Annotated in this window: 19 protein-coding genes and 1 riboswitch; of the genes, 11 read left to right on the plus strand and 8 right to left on the minus strand. The window is 64.1% G+C overall.

The genetic code is table 11. The annotated features are described in order from the left end of the window. Position 1: 1 nt before the first annotated feature. The 3 genes from O4220_RS11900 to O4220_RS11910 all read left to right on the plus strand — a co-directional run bounded on the left by O4220_RS11900 (position 2) and on the right by O4220_RS11910 (position 2,585). A complete protein-coding gene (locus O4220_RS11900; RefSeq protein ID WP_269604370.1) occupies positions 2 to 1,075 on the plus strand; it encodes a glycerate kinase in 1,074 nt (357 codons plus the stop codon). 66 nt (positions 1,076 to 1,141) lie between these two features. After that, a complete protein-coding gene (locus tag O4220_RS11905; RefSeq protein ID WP_032379078.1) occupies positions 1,142 to 1,507 on the plus strand; it encodes a HesB/IscA family protein in 366 nt (121 codons plus the stop codon). A gap of 103 nt (positions 1,508 to 1,610) precedes the next feature. Next, positions 1,611 to 2,585, plus strand: coding sequence for a carbohydrate kinase family protein (locus tag O4220_RS11910; RefSeq protein ID WP_269604373.1), 975 nt, complete (start codon positions 1,611 to 1,613; stop codon positions 2,583 to 2,585). A gap of 92 nt (positions 2,586 to 2,677) precedes the next feature. Here the strand turns inward: O4220_RS11910 and asnB are convergent, their stop codons facing one another. After that, positions 2,678 to 4,606, minus strand: a complete 1,929-nt coding sequence (gene asnB / locus O4220_RS11915; RefSeq protein ID WP_269604402.1) for an asparagine synthase (glutamine-hydrolyzing) — start codon at positions 4,604 to 4,606, stop codon at positions 2,678 to 2,680. Between the two features lie 224 nt (positions 4,607 to 4,830). On the opposite strand from asnB, the gene O4220_RS11920 reads away from it, so the two are divergent. Together O4220_RS11920 and O4220_RS11925 are read left to right on the plus strand one after the other, a co-directional pair. Then, the gene (locus O4220_RS11920; protein WP_269604607.1) at positions 4,831 to 5,910 is read left to right on the plus strand and encodes a cytochrome c oxidase subunit II; all 1,080 of its coding nucleotides are present in this window, start codon (positions 4,831 to 4,833) and stop codon (positions 5,908 to 5,910) included. Positions 5,911 to 5,928: 18 nt separating this feature from the next. Then, positions 5,929 to 6,345 carry a cytochrome c oxidase subunit 4 gene (locus tag O4220_RS11925; protein WP_094738907.1) on the plus strand — a complete coding sequence of 139 codons (417 nt, stop codon included), beginning with the start codon at positions 5,929 to 5,931 and terminating at the stop codon, positions 6,343 to 6,345. Between the two features lie 155 nt (positions 6,346 to 6,500). On the opposite strand, the gene O4220_RS11930 is transcribed toward O4220_RS11925, so the two are convergent. The 5 genes from O4220_RS11930 to O4220_RS11950 all read right to left on the minus strand — a co-directional run bounded on the left by O4220_RS11930 (position 6,501) and on the right by O4220_RS11950 (position 11,482). Next, a complete protein-coding gene (locus tag O4220_RS11930) occupies positions 6,501 to 6,776 on the minus strand; it encodes a helix-turn-helix domain-containing protein (RefSeq protein WP_269604404.1) in 276 nt (91 codons plus the stop codon). A gap of 233 nt (positions 6,777 to 7,009) precedes the next feature. Next, positions 7,010 to 8,767, minus strand: a complete 1,758-nt coding sequence (locus tag O4220_RS11935) for a cytochrome b (protein WP_269604405.1) — start codon at positions 8,765 to 8,767, stop codon at positions 7,010 to 7,012. Then, positions 8,764 to 9,942 (minus strand): ubiquinol-cytochrome c reductase iron-sulfur subunit, encoded by a 1,179-nt coding sequence (locus O4220_RS11940; RefSeq protein WP_269604406.1) that lies wholly within the window; start codon positions 9,940 to 9,942, stop codon positions 8,764 to 8,766. Before O4220_RS11940 ends, O4220_RS11935 begins: the two co-directional genes overlap by 4 nt. After that, entirely contained in the window at positions 9,939 to 10,787 is an 849-nt protein-coding gene (locus O4220_RS11945; RefSeq protein ID WP_269604408.1) for a c-type cytochrome, read from the minus strand. The genes O4220_RS11940 and O4220_RS11945 overlap by 4 nt, the downstream gene beginning before the upstream one ends. 83 nt (positions 10,788 to 10,870) lie before the next feature. Next, positions 10,871 to 11,482, minus strand: coding sequence for a cytochrome c oxidase subunit 3 (locus tag O4220_RS11950; protein ID WP_032379071.1), 612 nt, complete (start codon positions 11,480 to 11,482; stop codon positions 10,871 to 10,873). A gap of 151 nt (positions 11,483 to 11,633) precedes the next feature. On the opposite strand from O4220_RS11950, the gene O4220_RS11955 reads away from it, so the two are divergent. Both O4220_RS11955 and trpD read left to right on the plus strand, forming a co-directional pair. Then, complete coding sequence (locus O4220_RS11955) at positions 11,634 to 12,110, plus strand: hypothetical protein (RefSeq protein ID WP_269604409.1); 477 nt, start codon at positions 11,634 to 11,636, stop codon at positions 12,108 to 12,110. Between the two features lie 50 nt (positions 12,111 to 12,160). After that, positions 12,161 to 13,222 (plus strand): anthranilate phosphoribosyltransferase, encoded by a 1,062-nt coding sequence (gene trpD / locus O4220_RS11960; RefSeq protein ID WP_269604410.1) that lies wholly within the window; start codon positions 12,161 to 12,163, stop codon positions 13,220 to 13,222. 11 nt (positions 13,223 to 13,233) lie between these two features. On the opposite strand, the gene O4220_RS11965 is transcribed toward trpD, so the two are convergent. Both O4220_RS11965 and O4220_RS11970 read right to left on the minus strand, forming a co-directional pair. After that, positions 13,234 to 13,509 carry an Lrp/AsnC family transcriptional regulator gene (locus O4220_RS11965; RefSeq protein ID WP_037177439.1) on the minus strand — a complete coding sequence of 92 codons (276 nt, stop codon included), beginning with the start codon at positions 13,507 to 13,509 and terminating at the stop codon, positions 13,234 to 13,236. A gap of 123 nt (positions 13,510 to 13,632) precedes the next feature. Continuing rightward, positions 13,633 to 15,348 carry a DEDD exonuclease domain-containing protein gene (locus O4220_RS11970; RefSeq protein WP_269604412.1) on the minus strand — a complete coding sequence of 572 codons (1,716 nt, stop codon included), beginning with the start codon at positions 15,346 to 15,348 and terminating at the stop codon, positions 13,633 to 13,635. 171 nt (positions 15,349 to 15,519) lie between these two features. Between O4220_RS11970 and O4220_RS11975 the strand changes: the two genes are divergently transcribed. The 4 genes from O4220_RS11975 (at position 15,520) to O4220_RS11990 (ending at position 19,421) form a co-directional block, all read left to right on the plus strand. Continuing rightward, positions 15,520 to 15,801: a hypothetical protein gene (locus tag O4220_RS11975; protein ID WP_269604414.1), complete on the plus strand. Its 282-nt coding sequence runs from the start codon at positions 15,520 to 15,522 to the stop codon at positions 15,799 to 15,801. A gap of 115 nt (positions 15,802 to 15,916) precedes the next feature. After that, positions 15,917 to 16,077: riboswitch (cyclic di-AMP (ydaO/yuaA leader) on the plus strand. Positions 16,078 to 16,095: 18 nt separating this feature from the next. After that, positions 16,096 to 16,650 carry a C40 family peptidase gene (locus O4220_RS11980; RefSeq protein WP_269604416.1) on the plus strand — a complete coding sequence of 185 codons (555 nt, stop codon included), beginning with the start codon at positions 16,096 to 16,098 and terminating at the stop codon, positions 16,648 to 16,650. Between the two features lie 389 nt (positions 16,651 to 17,039). After that, positions 17,040 to 18,017 (plus strand): NlpC/P60 family protein, encoded by a 978-nt coding sequence (locus O4220_RS11985; RefSeq protein ID WP_269604609.1) that lies wholly within the window; start codon positions 17,040 to 17,042, stop codon positions 18,015 to 18,017. Between the two features lie 30 nt (positions 18,018 to 18,047). Further along, a complete protein-coding gene (locus tag O4220_RS11990; protein WP_269604418.1) occupies positions 18,048 to 19,421 on the plus strand; it encodes a hypothetical protein in 1,374 nt (457 codons plus the stop codon). Positions 19,422 to 19,427 lie beyond the last annotated feature (6 nt).

Below are 19,427 nucleotides of genomic sequence, written 5' to 3' on the forward strand. Positions count from 1 at the left end.
GATGCGAGTGATGATTGCGCCGGATTCCTTCGGAGACACCCTGACCGCCGCGGACGCGGCCCACGCCATCGCGAGGGGATGGGCGTCGGTTCGACAGCAGGACGAACTCGAGCTCGCACCTCAATCAGACGGCGGGCCCGGATTCGTCGAGGTGCTGGCCTCACGCATCGGCACGGTGCAGATCGCCGACGTCGACGGACCGCTCGGCACCCCGGTTCGGGCGCGGTGGCTGCTCGACGGCACAGCGGCGTACATCGAATCTGCGCAGGCCTGTGGACTCCATTTGCTCGACGGTCCGCCGAGCCCACTGTCTGCATCGAAAGCCAGCAGTTACGGCGTCGGTCAACTGATCGATGCAGCGATCGGCAGCGGGGCCAGAACGATCTTCGTCGGGCTGGGCGGCAGCAGTTGCACGGACGGCGGTCGTGCACTTGTCCGAGCGCTGGGCGGACTTGGATCGGCGGTCGCTCGATTGTCGGGAATCGACCTCGTCGCAGCATCGGACGTCGAGAATCCACTGTTGGGCGAGTGGGGTGCGGCCCGGGTGTTCGGCCCGCAGAAGGGTGCTGACGCCGAGACGATCGACCGACTGGAGGAGCTGAACACCGACTGGGCCGCCGTCCTGTCTGCAGCGGGCCACGATGTGGCGAACCGGCCGGGCGCAGGAGCAGCCGGCGGTCTCGGTGCCGCCCTGTTCGCACTCGGCGGCACACAGCAGCCCGGGGCCGTCGTGGTGGCCGAGCGAACCGGACAGCAGAAACTGCTCCAGACCGTCGATCTGGTGTTGACCGGTGAGGGGAAGTTCGATTCACAGTCGCTGCGCGGCAAGCTGGTAACCAGAATCGCGGCCGCCAGTGGCGCGACCGGTGTGGACACGATCGTGCTCGCGGGGCAGGTCACGTTGACCGAGGACGAACTGGCGTCGGCCGGTATCGAGGCCGCACACTCGATCAGCGAGTTCGCGGGATCGGTGGAGTTGGCGATGTCCGATGCAGCCAACCAGCTCGAACTGCTCGCCGCACGTATCGCGGGCGAGGTTGAGGACTCGGACGTGAATCCGAGGCGGCGGGCGTGAGGAATAGAGGCACCGAGAGTACGGTTGAGTAGTTCACGGGTTTTGTACGACTGATAGGGAGAGCCCATGACCGTTTCAAGCGAGACCACAACGACCGAAACCACGGCGCACAAGGTCACCATGACCGAGACCGCGTCGGCCAAGGCCAAGGCGTTGCTGGATCAAGAAGGCCGCGACGACCTGGCGCTGCGCATCGCGGTGCAGCCGGGTGGTTGTGCAGGATTGCGTTACCAGCTCTTCTTCGACGATCGAAGCCTCGACGGCGACCTCGCGGTCGACTTCAACGGCGTCACCCTCGCGGTGGACCGGATGAGCGCCCCCTACGTGGAGGGTGCATCCATCGACTTCGTGGACACGATCGAGAAGCAAGGCTTCACGATCGACAACCCGAACGCCACGGGTTCGTGCGCGTGCGGCGACTCGTTCAACTGAGCTGACTCGTTTTCGACTGTGACCGATACACGCATGCGTGTATCGGTCACAGTTGTGTCTGCCTGTCAGCAAACCAGCACCTCCATTCGAAAGGCTCTCCTTCGTGACACTCGCGGTATCAGGCTCGATAGCGACCGACCATCTGATGCGATTCTCCGGACGGTTCGCCGAGCAGATCGTCGCCGACCAGATCTCGAACATCTCGTTGAGCTTTCTGGTCGACGACCTGGTCATCCGCAAAGGAGGAGTAGGCGGCAACATCGCCTACGCGCTCGGAGTCCTCGGCGGCTCACCGCTGCTCGTGGGTGCTGTGGGGCCGGACTTCGCCGAATACCGCGGCTGGCTCGAAGAGCACGGCGTGGACTGCAGTGGCGTAAGCATCTCCGCAACCGCCCATACCGCGCGTTTCGTCTGCACCACGGACGAGGACATGGCGCAGATCGCGTCGTTCTACCCCGGTGCGATGAGCGAGGCCCGTGATATTTCCATCGAGGCACTCGCGGCGCAGCACGAGATGGACCTGGTTCTGATCGGTGCCAACGACCCCGACGCCATGACGGCACACACGGCTCAGTGCCGCGCTGCCGGCATCCCGTTCGCGGCCGACCCGTCGCAGCAGCTCGCCCGGCTCGACTCCGCGCAGGCAACCGACTTGATCGACGGTGCCGCGTACCTGTTCACCAACGAGTACGAATGGGCGCTCCTCAAGCAGAAGACCGGAATGTCCGACGCGGATATCGCCGCGAAGGTGGATCTTCGCGTCACCACCCTGGGCAAGCGTGGGGTAGACATCGTCGCCAAGGGCGGCGAACACACTCACATCGGTGTCGTACCCGAGACGAGCAAGGTCGACCCGACCGGAGTCGGCGACGGCTTCCGAGCAGGCTTCCTCACCGCGCACATGGCCGGAGCCAGCATCGAACGTGCGGCGCAACTCGGCTCGCTCGTCGCCGTTCTGGTTCTCGAAACCACGGGCACACAGGAGTGGAGCCTGAACCGAGACGACGCGATCAAGCGTCTGAGCGCGGCGTACGGTACCGAGGCGGGCGAGGAGATTGGCGCGCTGCTGCCGGCATGAGGCTCGGTCTTCCTCGGCGGGATCAATGCGGCTTTGTTGCAATCTGAGCGACTGAAAGCCACATTGATCCCGTGGGGAGACGGGTGTACCAGTCAGATGTTGACCGGATATTCCGGTTCGGCGATCTGCGGCACGATGCGCTTCTCGACGAAGATCCCATGCCAGACCATGAAGATCAGCAGCGTCCAAAGACGTCGGCTGTGGTCGGATTTTCCGGCTCGATGGTCGTTGAGCATCGCGACTACGGCGGGCTTGTTCAGCAGGTGATCGGTCTGCGAATCGGCGATCTGCTGGTGCGCCCAGTCGAAGAGTTCCGTGCCGCGAAGCCAATGGCGCAGTGGCACAGGGAACCCCAGCTTGGCGCGATGCAGCACGTGACCGGGAACGATTCCCTCGAGCGCCTGACGCAGAGCGTACTTGGTGGTGTTCTTGGTGATTTTCTGCTCGAGCGGTAGCTTCTCGGCGACCCTGTAGACCTCGGAGTCCAGGAATGGGACTCGCAGTTCGAGCGAATTTGCCATGGTGATCTTGTCGGCTTTGACCAGGATGTCGCCGCGCAACCACGTGAACAGGTCCAGATGCTGCATGCGAGCCACCGGATCCCATCCCTGCGACTGCGCGTAGATCGGCGCAGTGACGTCCTGGTGGGTCCATTCCGGTCGGAATTCGCGAAGTACGGACCGCAGTTGCGCGTCGTTGAAGCTACGAGCGTTTCCGTAGTACCGCTCCTCGAGAGTCATCGATCCACGGTTCAGCAGGCTCTTTCCGCGGGTTCCTTCCGGGATCCGCTCGCTCAGCGATCCGGCAGCGCGTCTGAGGAATGCAGGAAGCGACTCGAACGGCTTCAGTGACAGTGGCTCGCGGTAGATGGTGTATCCGCCGAACAACTCGTCCGCGCCCTCGCCGGAGAGCACGACCTTCACGTGTTTGCGCGCCTCTTTTGCGACGAAGTACAGAGGTACTAGGGCTGGATCCGCCACCGGGTCGTCCAGGTACCAGACGATCTCTGGGATCGATGCCGCGAACTCCTCCGGCCCGACGACCTTCACGATGTGGCGGGCACCGATGGCGGCCGCCGACTCCGCGGCGACGTCGACCTCGGAGTAGCCCTCACGCTCGAAACCGGTGGTGAAGGTGATCAGATCAGGATTGTGGCGGATTGCCAGCGCCGCGATGGCCGTCGAATCGATACCTCCGGACAGGAAGGACCCGACTGTCACGTCGGCTCGCATGTGCTTGGCTACCGAATCTTCGAGTGCCTCGGCGATCTCCTGGTAGCGAGCCTTCTCGCTCCCGGGCGTGAAGGGTCGGACCGGAAACGTCGGCGTGAAGTATCGGGTGACCTTCGGCGCGGTACCGGGGGAGAGGGTGGCGTAGCAGCCGGATTCGAGTCGTCGGATCCCCGCGTGGAGGGTCTCGGGCTCGGGTACGTACTGCAGCACGGTGTAGTGCTCGATGGCCCGCTGATCGAGATCGTCGGCGACCCCGACCAGATCCATCAACTCGAGCACGCTCTTCTTCTCGCTACCGAATGCCGTGCCTCCGGGGCCGGTGGCCAGGAACAACGGTTTGATGCCGAAGGGATCGCGTGCGATGAACATCTGGCGGGTCTCGGTGTCCCAGACCGCGAACGCGAACATGCCCCGCAGCCGCTGCACTGCGGCAGGTCCCCAGTAGTGGAATGCGGCGACGATCGATTCGCTGTCACCCTCCGTGGCGAACTCCGCACCATGATCGCGCGCCAACTCCGCGCGCAACTCGAGGTAGTTGTAGATCTCGCCGTTGAAGACGAGCGCGTACCGGTTCGGCGACTCGGGCGGCCCCCATCGCATCGGCTGATGCGAGTGTTCGATGTCGATGAACGACAACCGGTTGAAGCCGTAGACGACGTCGTCGTCGTGCCAGGTGCCGCCGGGCTCGTCCGGGCCTCGGTGGCGCATGCAGTGGGTGGCCGAGCTCACCAGCTCGACTCCGGCGGCGGTCGTTCCGTGGGACGTGAGTACTCCGAGCAGTCCACACACAGCGTCTGCTACCTCTTCTCGCAGTTGGGGACAATGCAGCGGTCCGAGTCTCCGCGAGCGGCGTCAGCGGGACGGCAGATCAGGAACCGAGTATGCCGCAGACACGCACGAGCGTAGGTGACGACCCAAGGATGGCTATCCGTCGGCTTTGGTCTACGCTGCGTAGTACTCGGGCATCTCCATGTGGAAGCCCTTATTCTTCAGTGGTGGGCAATCAGGAAGGCGTGAACGTGGCGCATAGTCGGATCCTTCGGCGAGCGGGGCTGACAGCATTTCTCGGTGTAGCCGCGTTGATGCTGTCGGGCTGTTCCATCAGCAGCGACAACGTACTCAATTTCGGTTTCGCCTCTGGCGTCACTCCTCAGGGGCGACGCATCGGTGACCTGTGGACATGGTCGGTCATCGCCGCCTTGGTCATGGGCATCGTCGTGTGGGTCCTGATCTTCTGGGTGGTGCTCTTCCACCGTAAGAAGAAGAGCTCACCGGAGTTCCCCCGCCAGACGGCGTACAACGTTCCGCTCGAGCTGTTCTACACGGCCGTGCCGTTCGTCATCATCGCCGTCCTGTTCTACTTCACCGTCGTGGTGCAGAACTACGTCGACGAGAAGCAGGCCGACCCCGACGTGCAGGTCGACGTCACTGCATACCAATGGAACTGGAAGTTCGGTTACCGAACCATCGACCTCAAGGACGGTGCTGCCAAGTACGAGGGCACCGACGAAGAGGAGCAGGCGGCTGCCGAAGCCGCCGCTACCCCCGGCGAAGGTGCCGAGGGAAGCGAGGACGGCGAGTTCGTTCCCGGACCGATCAACGGTGCATCCACCCAGGACCTGTCGTACCTGCACTACAACAAGATCGAAACGGTCGGATCCAGCGACGAGATTCCGGTTCTGGTTCTGCCGACCGGCAAGCGCATCGAATTCGTGCTCGCGTCCTCGGACGTCATCCACGGTTTCTGGGTACCGGAGTTCCTGTTCAAGCGTGACGTTCTCCCGAACCCCGAGGAGAACCACTCCGACAACGTGTTCCAGATCAGCGAGATCGAACGTGAAGGATCGTTCGTCGGTCGGTGCACCGAAATGTGTGGCACCTTCCACTCGATGATGAACTTCGAGGTTCGCGCAGTGTCCCCGGACAAGTTCGAGCAGTACATCGAGCTGCGCAAGCCGGTGTCCGAGGGCGGCGAAGCGCTCACCAACGCGCAGGCACTCGAGGCCATCGGTGAGAGCCCGCTCGCAACGAGTACCTCGCCGTTCGAGACCGATCGCACCGTCCGTACCGCCACTGTCGCCGAAGGCAACTGACCAAGGAAGCATGCTGATATGAAAATCGAAGCCAAGATCTTCGAGATCCTCACGGTCTTCTTTCTCCTGGTCGGCATCGTGTACGCGTTGTTCACGGGCCTGAGCCGCACCGGAGTGGAGTGGGCCGGCGTCACCGCGATCTTCCTGTCGGTAGGCCTGACGTTGATCGTCGGGACGTACTTCCGGTTCGTCGCCCGACGCCTCGACACCCGCCCCGAAGACTTCGACGATGCCGAGGTCAGCGACGGCGCAGGAGACCTGGGCTTCTTCAGCCCCGGCAGCTTCTGGCCGATCGTGCTCGCCGGTGCCGCTTCCATCACGGCTCTCGGATTCGCTTTCTTCCAGCCGTGGCTGATCGCTGTGGGCGTCGTGTGCGTCATCGCGTCGGCCGCTGGATTGGTGTTCGAGTACCACGTCGGAGCCGAGCGTCACTGACTGAATACATCAGGAAAGGGCCCCGATCGTTCGCGAGAACGATCGGGGCCCTTTTTCTGTACCGAGATGAGTTCTAGAGCCTCGGCGACGGCACGTGGAGCAATGACGGCACAGAACGGTGCTTCACGTGCGACGAGGAGTGGGCGTCGGCGACGTCAGGAGGCGTCGGCGTCGGAGTGTCTCGCGATCGAGTCCGAGGTCGAGTCGGCCAGGGAGTCCAACGAGATGCTCAGCGCCTCGCACAGGGCCGCGACAGTGAAGAACGCGGGCGTCGGTATACGTCCGGTCTCGATCTTTCTGAGCGTCTCGACCGAGATACCGGCAGCGTCGGCCACATCGGCCATGGTGCGGGTGTCTCGGTAACGACGCAGTGTTGCGCCGAGTCTGGCTCCGCGAGCGAGTTCGCCAGGGGTGAGTGGGATGCGGACCATGTGCCGATAGTAATACCGGTGAGTCGCTCTGTTGCGGCCCGGTGGTATCACTCGCACGAAGATGTCGGCCGAGTATCCGAGCTCGGTGTGGGGGCCGCGAACCGAGACCGGGGGAGGGGAGGGGACCGACAGCCCTGTCCGCCGATGCGACGATCAGCCGTATCCAGGGCAGCAGACGCACAGAAGGGCGGCACCGGTGACGGTGCCGCCCTTCTGTTGTGCTGCGTCAGATATCAGTGATCGCTGTCGCTGTCCTGACGACCCGACGTGATCGCCGCGTCTTGGTGGCCGTTGCCATTTGCGTGGCCGTTGCCGTTCGAATGCCCGTTGCCATTAGAGTGGCCGTTGCCGTTCGAGTGGCCGTTGGACCCGTTGCCGAGAATTCCCGCCTGGTAGTTGCGGAGCATCGCGAGCTGCTCGTGTTCGCCCTTGTGCAGTGCATCTTCGAGAGCCTTGCTCTGAGCAACTGGGTCCGGGGTGAACAACGATCCCGAGCCGGGCTTACCGGCGGAACCGAGCTTGTTCATCTTCTTGGGTACCGGTGCGCCCTGGTAGTCGAGCGGAATCGGATGTCCGTGATCGTCGACCGGTCCGAGCGGCTGGTGGATTTCCACGTACTGGCCGTGCGGGAGACGCTTGATGATTCCGGTTTCGATGCCGTGCTCGAGTACCGCCCGGTCGCTGCGCTGTAGACCGATGCAGAACCGGTAGGCAACGAAGTAGGCGATCGGAGGCAGGATCAGTACACCGATACGACCGATCCAGGTCATGGCGTTCAGCGAGATGTCGAACTTGTACGCGATCAGGTCGTTGACGCAGGAGAGCGTCAGGACGACGTAGAACGCGATGGACATCGCGCCGATGGCCGTACGGACCGGCACGTCGCGGGGACGCTGCAGCAGGTTGTGGTGTGCAGTGTCGCCGGTGAGGCGCTTCTCGATCCACGGGTAGGCGATCATGACCGTGAATACCAGACCCATGATCACTGCGACCCAGAACACTGCCGGGATGGTGTAGCGACCGGCGATGTAGATGTCCCAAGCCGGCCAGAGTCGAGCCAGTCCGTCGGTCCACATCATGTAGAAGTCGGGCTGCGAACCTGCCGACACCTGCGACGGGTTGTACGGACCCAGGTTCCAGATCGGGTTGACCTGAAGCAGACCACCCATCGCTGCCAGAACACCGAACGTCACGGCGAAGAATGCACCGGACTTGACCGCGAAGACCGGGAGAATACGAACGCCGACGACGTTCTTCTCGGTACGTCCCGGTCCGGGGAACTGCGTGTGCTTCTGGTACCAGACCAGCGCCAGGTGGGCTGCAATCAACGCCAGGATGATCGCGGGAAGCAGCAGCACGTGGGCTACGTACAGGCGAGGAATGATGATGGTGCCCGGGAAGTCGCCGTCGAAGATCAGCCAGTGCATCCACGTACCGACGATCGGGATGCTCATCGTGATGCCGGAGAAGGCGGCGCGAAGACCGGTGCCCGAGAGCAGGTCGTCGGGAAGGGAGTATCCGAAGAAGCCCTCGAACATCGCCAGGATCAGCAGCAGGCAGCCGATGACCCAGTTGGCCTCGCGGGGGCGACGGAACGCACCCGTGAAGAAGATGCGAGCCATGTGCACGATGATCGATGCGGCGAACATCAGTGCCGCCCAGTGGTGGATCTGTCGCATGAACAGACCACCGCGGACCTCGAACGAGATGTCGAGGGCAGTGGCGTACGCACGGGACATCGTCACACCGTTGAGCGGGGTGTACGCGCCCTGGTACACGACCTCGCTGAGCGACGGATCGAAGAACAGGGTGAGGAAGACGCCGGAGATCAGCAGGATCACGAAGCTGTACAGCGCGATCTCACCGAGCAGGAACGACCAGTGGGTGGGAAAAACCTTGTTGATCTGACGGCGCAATCCCGGTGCCAGGTGGTAACGACTGTCTACGTCGTCGGCCTGCTTGGCTGCGAGAGTTTGCAGTGAAGGACTCATGAATCACGCTCCGGTCGACGTTCCCAGAAGGCGGGACCCAGTGCTTCGTGGAAATCGGCTTGTGCCACTAGGTATCCCTCCTCGTTGACTGTGATGGGAAGCTGGGGCAGCGCGCGCGCGGCCGGTCCGAAGATCGGCTTGGCGTACTCGAGCGCGTTGAACTGCGACTGATGGCAAGGGCAGAGAATGCGGTTTGTCTGCTGCTCGAACAACGATGTCGGGCAACCCAAGTGCGTGCAGATCTTGGAGTAGGCGTAGTAGTCGCCGTAGTTGTAGCTCTCCTGGCCCTTGCGCTTGACGACAGTGCTCGCGGCGTCGGGGCGTAAGCGGATGAGCATGACGGCGTTGCGAATTCCGCGCAGAGACACGAGAAGTTCGTGCTCGCTCTCGCGGTCCGATTCGCGGAACGGGAATACAGTCTCCATGGCACCAGCGTCCAAGTCCTCGGGCCGAACGAGAACGACATCTTCCGGTCGCCCGGTGTCTCGTCGGAGGTAGATGGTCTCTCCATCGTAGCGAGGAGTCCAGCCTGATACCCACAACGGAGAATCATCGCCCTTGGCCCAGGGGTTCTTGATCAAGCCTCCGAGCGGGAGCAACGCCATGACGCCCAGTGCGCCACCGCCGAAGAACAGTGAACGCTTGATGACCTTGCGACGACCGATGGTCGACGTGTCGAGAGAGTCACCCAGTTCGGCCACCAACGTCTTGCGGTCCGTCTCCGACGAACTTCCGTCGTGGCGGTCCTGAATGGAGACCTCTTCGGGAATGAACTTCTTGGTGAACTGCACGGCACCCACGCCGACGGCGAGGATTGCCAGACCCATCGTGCCGCCGATCAACGGCGTGTACAGCGAGTAGAGGTGGTAGTTCTCGTCACCGATTCCGGCGTACTGCCAGGGCCAGAACAGGTAGACACCGATGAACGCGACGGCCGAAAGGCCGGCGATGGCGAACCAGATCGCCACGCTGCGCTCGGCGCGCTTTTCCGCCCGGGTGCCCTCGACGGCCCAGCGGTTTCTGCGGAAAGCGACGTCGACACCATCGAGGTTGGTACCGAGCTCGACCAGCTGGTCGCGGCTCAGTGAAGCCAATTCCTCGTCGGTGTACTTCTTGTCGGCATCCACACCACTGGTGTTTGCCGCGTCCTTGCGGCCGGAATCGCCGTCGCTCATGACCTAGCTCCGATCCACAATGTTGCGCCGACGACTGCGGCGATTCCGACAACCCAGAGGGCAACCATCTCGGTACCGGGACCGAAGCCCGCTAGACCCCAACCGCCCGCGGCCTTGGTCTCTTGAGCTGACTTGACGTACGCGATGATGTCCGACTTCTCCTCGATCGTCAGCTGACGATCGGAGAACTTGGGCATGTTCTGCGGACCGGTGACCATTGCGGTGTAGATCTCTTGCTCGTTCGCAGGTCCGAGGTCGGGCGCGAACTTGCCGGAGGACAGGGCGCCGCCCTGACCGGTGAAGTTGTGGCAGGACGCGCAGTTCAACCTGAACAGTTCGCTGCCGCGCGCAATGTCGTCGCCGCGCAGAGACTCCTGTGCGATCTCACCGTTCTCGTCGCGGATGACCGTGGGTCCGCCGCCGTTGGCGTTGATGTAGGCACCGAGGGCGTCGATCTGCTTGTCGTTGAACTTCGGCGGCTTGCGCAGGGCCTGTGCCTCGTTACGCACGGCCGGCATGCGGCCACTGGACACCTGGAAGTAGACGGCCGCTTCGCCGACGCCGATGAGGCTGGGTCCGCGGTCCTGAACGCCCTGCAGGTTGGCGCCGTGGCACGTCACGCAGGACGTGTCGTACAGCTGCTTGCCTTCGCGAATGAGCGCAGCCGAGTCGGTGTCGGCGGTAGCGACCTGCGGAGTCGGGGTCAAGGCCGAAGCGAGGAAACCCGCGCTCAGAAGGCCCATCATCAGAACGAGAGCACCTGTGATGCGTCGGCGCGTCTTACGCTGCCGTCGCGTCTTGGCGGCGGCCTTGTCGACGGATGCTGCTGGGGGAGATGTACTCATCTTCTATCCCTTGTCGTGTCGGGACGGACCGAACGTCGGGGGCTGAATCCGTTCGTTCGTTATCTTTGGCGTGCTGACTGTCACTAGCGGATGAAGTAGATCGTCGCGAAGAGGGCAATCCAGACGATGTCGACGAAGTGCCAGTAATACGAGACGACGATGGCGGCGGTGGCCTGCGCGGGAGTGAACTTGCTGACCAGAGTTCGGGTGATCAGGAAGACGAACGCGATGAGTCCGCCGATCACGTGCAGTCCGTGGAAGCCGGTCGTGATGTAGAAGACCGATCCGTACACGCTGCTCGACAACGTCGTGCCCTCGTGCACCAGGTGGTAGTACTCGTACGCCTGGCCGGACACGAAGAACGCGCCCATGGCCAGCGTGATGATGTACCACCGTCGAAGGCCGAAGACGTCCCCGCGCTCAGCGGCGAACACGCCCAGCTGGCACGTGAACGACGACGCGATCAGCACGGCCGTCACCGGTACGGCCAGAGTGAGGTTCAACTCGGTCGGTTCCGGCGGCCAGTTTCCGTTCGCCTGGGCTCGCGCGACGAAGTACATCGCAAACAGCCCGGCGAAGAACATGAGTTCACTCGACAGCCACACGATCGTGCCGACGCTGACCATATTGGGACGGTTCAGCGAGTGCACGCGTTGGGTGATTGCCGATCCTTGAGTCCCTACAGCGCTCGTCACAGAAAGAAGTATGACCCGTCGTAGTACGGAAGGCATATCCGGGTCCGCTCTGGGCGCGTCGCAACACAACGAATCCAAGAGCGCCCTTGTTCCCGTGCTGGTCGGAAGCCCTGTACGGGCCGGTAGGGTCCAGTCGTGCAAGGCTGGCCTCATGGCAAAGAGCACCGAAGGTGGGTGGTTTCGGCGGCTGTTCTCGCGGTCGACCGCAGAACGTCTGGACCCCACGCGCGAGGATCTGGTGATAGTGGCGAGTTGCTTCGACGACGCACAGGCGTGTTCGGCTGTGCTGGACGACGCAGCCCGAAATCCACCGGTGTGGACGGCGGCGTCGGATGTGTTGCTTCGGCATCATCTGCTCCTGCCGGCACACGAAGTAGAGGACGCGGCCGCGGTCGCCGCCCAGGACGACTACGAAGTGGGGCCCGCGGCCGAAGTGTCGGACATCGGTGGATACCGCCCACACGTCGACGACGGCGTTGCGCTGGTTCTGCAGCGTGTGCAGGTGCTCGACGCGCTGCACTGTTCGCAGGAGCGATCTCGAATGGCGGGCCTCGCTCAACGGCGGGGTGGCGCTGTGCTCGGGTGGGATGCGCTGCAGCCGGCACAGGCCGACCCAGCGTCTGGCTAAGCTTCCACCGCACCAAGGCCGCGGCCACGGATCGACGAACGGAACCAGCCATGAACGCACCGACCGCAGACGAGCAGCCACGAACCTGGCGTCGAATTCTCGGCGCGTTGACGACTCGTACCGACCTTTCCAGCGCGGACACCGGCTGGGCGATGGACGAGATCATGGCCGACAACGCGACAGCGGCACAGATCGCAGCGTTCGGAGTGGCCCTCAGGATGAAGGGGCCGACTCCGGCGGAGGTGAGCGGTCTCGCCGAATCCATGCTTTCGCACGCGGTGTTGGTGGACACCGATACCGACGCCGTCGACGTCGTCGGAACCGGCGGTGACGGAGCCGACACCGTCAACATCTCCACCATGGCCGCCATCGTCGTGGCCGCCAGCGGCATACGGGTGGTCAAGCACGGCAACCGCGCGGCGTCGTCCAAGAGCGGCACGACAGACGTACTCGAAGCGCTGGGAGTGCGGGTGACTCTGGGAGCCGACGCGGTCGCGTCGAGCGTCGAGCAGGTCGGTATCGGGTTCTGCTTCGCGCCGATGCACCACCCCGCACTGCGCTTCGCCGCGGCACCGCGCAAGGAGATAGGCATCCCGACGGTCTTCAACGTGCTGGGGCCTCTCACCAATCCGGGTCGCCCGCGCGCAGGTCTGATCGGCTGCGCTTTCGAGAGTTTGGCTCCCGTCATGGCCGACGTGTTCGCCGGCCGTGGCAGCTCGGTACTCGTCGTGCGCGGCGACGACGGACTGGACGAGATCACCCTCTCCACCACGACGACGGTGCATGTGGTGTCCGGTGGCTCGGTGACCGTCGAGACGATCGATCCACGCGACTACGGAATCGACCGGGCACCCATCGAGGCCCTCAGAGGCGGCGATGCGGAGTTCAATGCCGCAGTGGCGCATCGCGTATTCGCCGGCGAACACGGACCGGTCCGTGACGCCGTACTGCTCAATGCCGCCGCAGCCATTGCCGCGCATCGGGGCGTCTCCGGGAACCTACGTGAGCGCATCGTAGCCGGATTAGCAACTGCTGCAACGGTTGTCGACAACGGTTCCGCGTCGCGGCTACTCGCCGACTGGGCACGCTGCACCACCGCATTGGCCGACTGACGAAGTGTGCCCTACTCGCCGATCGAGAACCCTGCATCGACGTCGGCGCTCGAATAAGACTGGAACGCAATGTGAGTCGTGGTGCTCCGAACACCACGCACACGATTGATGTGTTTGGTGACGACATCGGCGATCGAGGCATGGTCGCGCACTTTGACGATGGCGATCAGGTCGACGTCCCCAGCGCACGAATAGACCTCCGTCACACCATCGACATCGGCAACGGCTTGAGCCGCTTCCGGAATCAAATCGGCTTCGGCGTCGATCAAGACGATGGCATTGATCATCGGTCCTCCTCCTGCGTCTCGAGCCCGATGTGCGACGAGCTCCCACCCAACCCTAGTTCCACCGGTCGTTCCGCGGGCTCCACTCCTTGCACCACCGGTCGTTCCGCGGGCTCCACTCCTGCACTACCGGTCGTTCCGCGGGCTCCACTCCTGCCGCGCGGCTTCTCTCGCCGTTCGACACCAGCCTTCCCACGAACCCGCAGAGCGTGCCGGACTGCAGTAACCGCTGGTGGTGCGCACGATGCGAACCCCGTCGGTGCGTAGCCAGGACGCGATGAGACCGACCTCTTCAGGGGGCGCACCTCGAAGCGGCGTCGGATCGGGCAGCACCGTCTCGGCGGACGCGGTGATGGCATCGACGACGGGCATCGGGTGCACTCCGCGGGGAGCGACCGCAGCACCGGCCAGACGCCCGAATCGCACCACGATCAACTCCCATCCTCCGTCCGCGGTCCGCCGAGCGGCCACGAGTTCGGCGATGGCGGCCACAGCCGCCGACCGATGCATCCGGCGGAGCGCGTCCACAGTGATCGCGATCCGGTCGCGCAGGCGCGCGGCAGTCTCGTAGAGCTCTCTGTCCGCGAGTTCGGCGACCCGCCGGCGCATGGAATAGAGGATCGCGTCGTCCTGGCCACACACGAGCGCAAGAAACTGCGCAGGTGCGCCGGAGTACTCGTCGGCCGTCAACGGCCCGGAGAGCGCCGCTGGGCAGCCGCCGACGTCGGTTGCCGGGCAGTCGTCACCGTGCCGAACCGAACGACCCAGACGGCGGGTGCACGTGCGCAGACGACAGAACTCCGCCACGAGCGCCGAAGCCTCTGCCGCGTCACTGCGAACCGAGAACGGGCCGAGACTGTTGGGCGTCGGCGTCCGGACCATCGACAGACGTGGGAACGCCTCGTCGGTGAGGGTGATCCACCAGCCCTTCTTGGGAAACTTCGAGCGGCGGTTGTACGGCGGAATGTGCGCCGAGAGCAGGCGCAGTTCTCTGACACCGGCTTCGAGTGCGTGCGCGCACTCGACGTGGTCGACGCGCGTGGCCAGGGAGACCATTTCCTTCATTCGGCCCCTGGTCTCCGACCCGGTGAAGTAGTTGCGTACTCGGCGCTTGAGGTTGTTCGAGGTGCCGACGTACAGGACTTCGTCGGACGGGCCGCGGAAGAGATAGACGCCGGGCGTGCCCGGCAGGTGCGCGGCCAACCCGCGTTTGGCACGCTGGCCGGCCGACACCGCCGGAAGGTAGTCGACCAATTCGGCATAACTGTGGACACCCTGATTGCCCACTCGTTCGATGAGGCCGTGCAGAACGTCGACAGTTGCACGGGCGTCGTCGAGCGCACGGTGGGTAGGCCGGGTACCGGATCTGAACAGCGTGGACAGCGCGGAGAGTTTGACCGAGGGTGCCTCGTCGCGCGTGAGTACCCGTCGAGCCAGCTTGACGGTGCACAACACCTGAAACCGGGGCCACGCTATGTCGAGACGACTGGCGGCGGCCTTGAGGAACCCGGTGTCGAAGCCCGCGTTGTGGGCCACCAACACCGAGCCGCGGGCGAATTCGAGGAAGCCGGGTAGCACTCGTTCTATCCGAGGCGCGCCGATCAGCATTGCCGACGTGATTCCGGTGAGTTCGACGATGTACGGAGGAATGGATCTGCCCGGATCGACGAGGGTGGCGAATTCGCCGAGAATTTCGCCGCCTCGAACCTTGACCGCTCCGATCTCGGTGATGGCCTCTGTGTCTGCGCTGCCGCCGGTGGTTTCGAGGTCGACGACGACGAACGTGGTCTCGTGCAGTGGGGTGTCCAGTTCGTCGAACGTCAGCTGGATGGGCAGGCTCACCCGGACGACGGTAGGTCCGACCTCCGACAAGAACACGCATGGCGGTGTCGTCGGAGACCGTGTCGTCGCACCCGGACCGTGATGTGTCACGAAACCTGTCGGTGGCGGGCGCTACCTTTCGCTCGATCGGCTGATTCGGCCGCCTGAAACAGCAAAGAGACAAGGATCACAATGATCATCGACTGCAGTGACTGCCTGGTCCGTGACATCGCCTGCGCGGACTGCGTCGTGACGGTGCTTCTGGGGCCGCCGGGAATGCCATCGAGGTCGGACGGCCGGTGGGTCGGACCACCCTCGCCGATAACGCTCGAGCAGGAGGAATTGGGTGCGATGGGGGTGCTCGCGGATGTCGGTCTCGTCCCTGCGCTCAAGCTTGTGACGAACGCGGACGAGACCGCCGAAGTTCCGTCGTTACCGACTCGTGATGCACCCGGAGATCAGCGCGCTGGTTAGCGAAATTCGGGTCGAATTCGGTTGCGTCGGCGCGTTGGGGTCGACACAGGGGTATGCCATTTCGTAACCTTCCTGAGACCTTGCGGAGTCTCGCCAGTCCAAACCGGAGTGGCGTCGCAAGTCACCGCCTAATCGATCACTCGCGAGAGTGTTCGTACCGGGAACCCGATATCTACTGGGGTGAATCCCGCTGAGCCACCCACGGTGGCCGGTGGGTAGGGCTGCTCTTCCCAGCCCGAACCCGTCAGCTAACTCGGTCGGCGGACGATAGGAAGAAACGGAGCACCATCTTTCGTGGCGTCACAACTTTCCAACCGATCATTGCGGCGAGTTCTCGTAGCCGGAGCGCTCACGGCAGGCGTGGTCATTCTTCCCGCTGCACCCGCGATGGCGGCCCCCCTCACCATTCCCGGCGTCGGAACCTTCGAGATTCCCGACATCCCGGGCCTTCCTCCCCTCAACATTCCAGGCCTGCCGGCCCCGGGTGCGCCGCTGGCTCCCCAGGTCACGCCTGCAGCCAAGGCCGTTCAGGCCGCTGAGTCCAAGATCGGCGCTCCGTACGTGTACGGCGCTTCGGGTCCGGATTCGTTCGACTGCTCGGGCCTGATCCAGTGGGCCTACAAGCAGGCCGGCGTCAGCCTGCCCCGTACGAGCTACGACCAGGCAGCCGCGGGCACTCCGGTCTCGCGTGACAGCCTGATGCCCGGCGACGTCGTCTCGTTCTACGGCGGCTCGCACTCGGGTATGTACATCGGCGACGGCAATGTCGTGCACGCGTCCACGTCCGGCGTTCCGGTCAAGGTCGCTCCGCTTGCCTCGATGCCGTTCGACGGTGCTCGTCGTTACTGATTCGAGCAGCAGACGTTCGCTGTGATCGACCGACAGGGTCGAGCCGTACACCGGCTCGACCCTGTTGTCGTTTCCGAACACGGCATGCGACACGCCGGTCTGGTGGACACCGGACGCTCTAGTTCGTAATCTGATCGAGACCTGGTCGATGTTTATTTTGTGACCTGTCACCGGCGAACCCCCATCGATTTCAGACGGTGTTCACCTCCGCGCCCGCAAGAGCATGGGTATGGTTCGTTTCCGGACTGCTAATCCAACCGTCGCCTCGTGAAGGCGACAAATGTAAGGACGGAGAGTCGCTTTCCGTGGCGATATCGAGATCGAACCGAGTGTGGCGGCTGGCCCGTAACTCGGTGGTTGCTGTCGCGTTGGCCGCAAGCATCGCCGTAATGCCGACGCAGACGGCGATCGCTCAACCGGGTTTCGGCTCGGCGTCCGACGCCCAGACCAAGCTTGCCGAGCTCTCCCGCGATTCCGAGCAAACGAACGAATCTCTGCACAACGCTCAGATCGACCTCGATGCCAAGACCGCGCAGCAGCTCGATGCCCAGGCCGCCGTCGATCGGAGCCGCGCGGCTCTCGACGCAGCGCAGGCGCAGTTGACTCAGCTGAAGCCGGCCATGGACAAGGTAGCCAACGTCAACTACCAGGGCGCGCGTACCAACCGCCTCTTCGCTGTGATGGTCAGCGACTCACCTCAGCAACTGCTCGACCAGATGTCGGCTCTCGATGTGATCTCGGCCGAGACCGCCGGCCAGGTCGCCCAATTCCAGCAGGCGAGTTCGGATGCCGCAGCGGCCGAACAGGCGGCAACGACGGCGGCCGACCAAGCTCGTGTCGCAGCCGAGCAGGCCAAGGCGGTCAGTGACGATCTCCAGGCCAAGCAGAGCGAACTACAGGGCCAGATAGCCGAGGTGATGGCCGCATACAGCGCGCTGTCGTCGTCCGAGCAGCTCTCGCTCGCTGGATCGGCCTTGCCCGACGGTTTCGATCCCACGACGATTCTGCAGAATCTGACGCCGGGATCGGGGACCAGCGCGTTGCAAGCCGGTCTGACGCAGATCGGTAAGCCGTACGTCTGGGGTGGAACAGGACCGGACGGCTTCGACTGCTCGGGACTGGTGGTGTGGGCGTACAAGCAGGTGGGAAAGACGTTGCCTCGGTCGAGTCAGGCTCAGGCCGAGGGCGGTACGCCGGTGGACCAGAAAGATCTGCAGCCGGGAGATGTGGTGCTGTTCTATCCGGACGCTTCGCACGTCGGTATCTATGCAGGTAACGGCAACGTGTTGCATGCGTCGACATTCGGAGTTCCCGTCAAGGTGCAGTCGATGGCATCGTTCCCGTACTACGGGGCGCGTCGATACTGAGGTGTGTCTCGACGATCGACGGATGCGCGGATGAGCGGGCCGAACCAGCCCGCGGGGATCCGGCTCTTGGTCCGATCGGCGCGGCTTCGGTGGACTGCACTTGTTCTCGTCGCCGCAGTAGCGCTGTCGGTGGTCGTCTTTCACAACGTCCACAGCACTGACGGTGCATCCCGAGCATCATCGAACGACGCCTCCGTCGCTCAGGCCCCGCCGACCTACGATCAGCAGCGCCGCACCGATGTGACCGTACTTCTCGACCAGTGGGCCGGCGCAGTGCGCGCTGGAGACGTCGACGGTCTGCGGGCACTGATGGATCCGCGGGCCGATCCGAAATTCGTCGAGGCGCAAGTACGTCGGGCCGCGTCGGTGCCGGGCATACCGTTCTCCGAATTCGGCTACGTCCTGGGCGTCGAGCCGGAAACACCGGTTCCTCCGTCGATCGCAGAGCAACTGGACGCCACCGACATCTGGGCACCGCCGGTGTATCTGCGTTACGCCGTGGCGGGGCCGGACGCGTCGCCGACGAGTCGGCCGGTCTCGCTCGTCGTAGCCGAGCGGGACGGTCGATGGCGGCTCGTCGACGATGCGGACCTGCCCGAGTACCGACGCCATACCTGGCGTGGTCCGTGGGATTTCGGATCGTTGACGATTCGTTCGGTTCCGACGGCTTCGGGGACATCGGTGGTCATGGGGCATCCGGATCGGGAGCAGTTCGTCGCGGCCCTGGCAGCCGAGCTCCCGTCGGCAATCGATGCGGTCACCGACTTCTGGGGAGACGACTGGGCGCGAGACGGTCTGGTATTCGTTGCATCCTCCGCAGAGGAGTTCGGTGAGCTGACCGGATCCGATCCGTCGACGGACGTGGCGGCGGTGACGGTGTCCGACGCGGTGGCGGGGGACGGCTCGCGTCCGACCGGCCAGCGGGTGGTGTTCGGTCCCGATGCTGCGGCGCGATTGACGCCGTTCACGGTTCGTTCGGTTCTGCGGCACGAGTTGACCCATGTGGCGGCCAGGGCTCGGACGGCGGACGGTACGGCGTTGTGGGTGGCGGAGGGGTTCGCCGACTACTCCGGGTACCGCAATTCCGGTGCCGATTTCGGGCAGCTCGCTCCTACCCTTGCCGCGATCGTGGCGTCGGGTGGACCGCCGACGGTGCTGCCGAAGGACGAGGATTTCGGTGCCGGAGGGGCACGGTCGAGCGTGGCCTACGAGTCGGCATGGTCGGTGTTCGCGTTCGTGGCCGACCGGTTCGGCGAGCCGACACTGCGGAGGCTGTACGCGGCGTTGGCGGCTGGACCTGTCTCGGACGGCTCCACCGATGCCGCCTTTGCGTCGGTACTGGGATTGGACCGCGCCCAGTTCGTCGCCTCGTGGGGCAACTGGGTGGCTGATCGGGCGCGCTGACGCCGA

The sequence above is a fragment of the Rhodococcus ruber genome (assembly GCF_027270735.1).
GTDB lineage: Bacteria > Actinomycetota > Actinomycetes > Mycobacteriales > Mycobacteriaceae > Rhodococcoides > Rhodococcoides rubrum_A.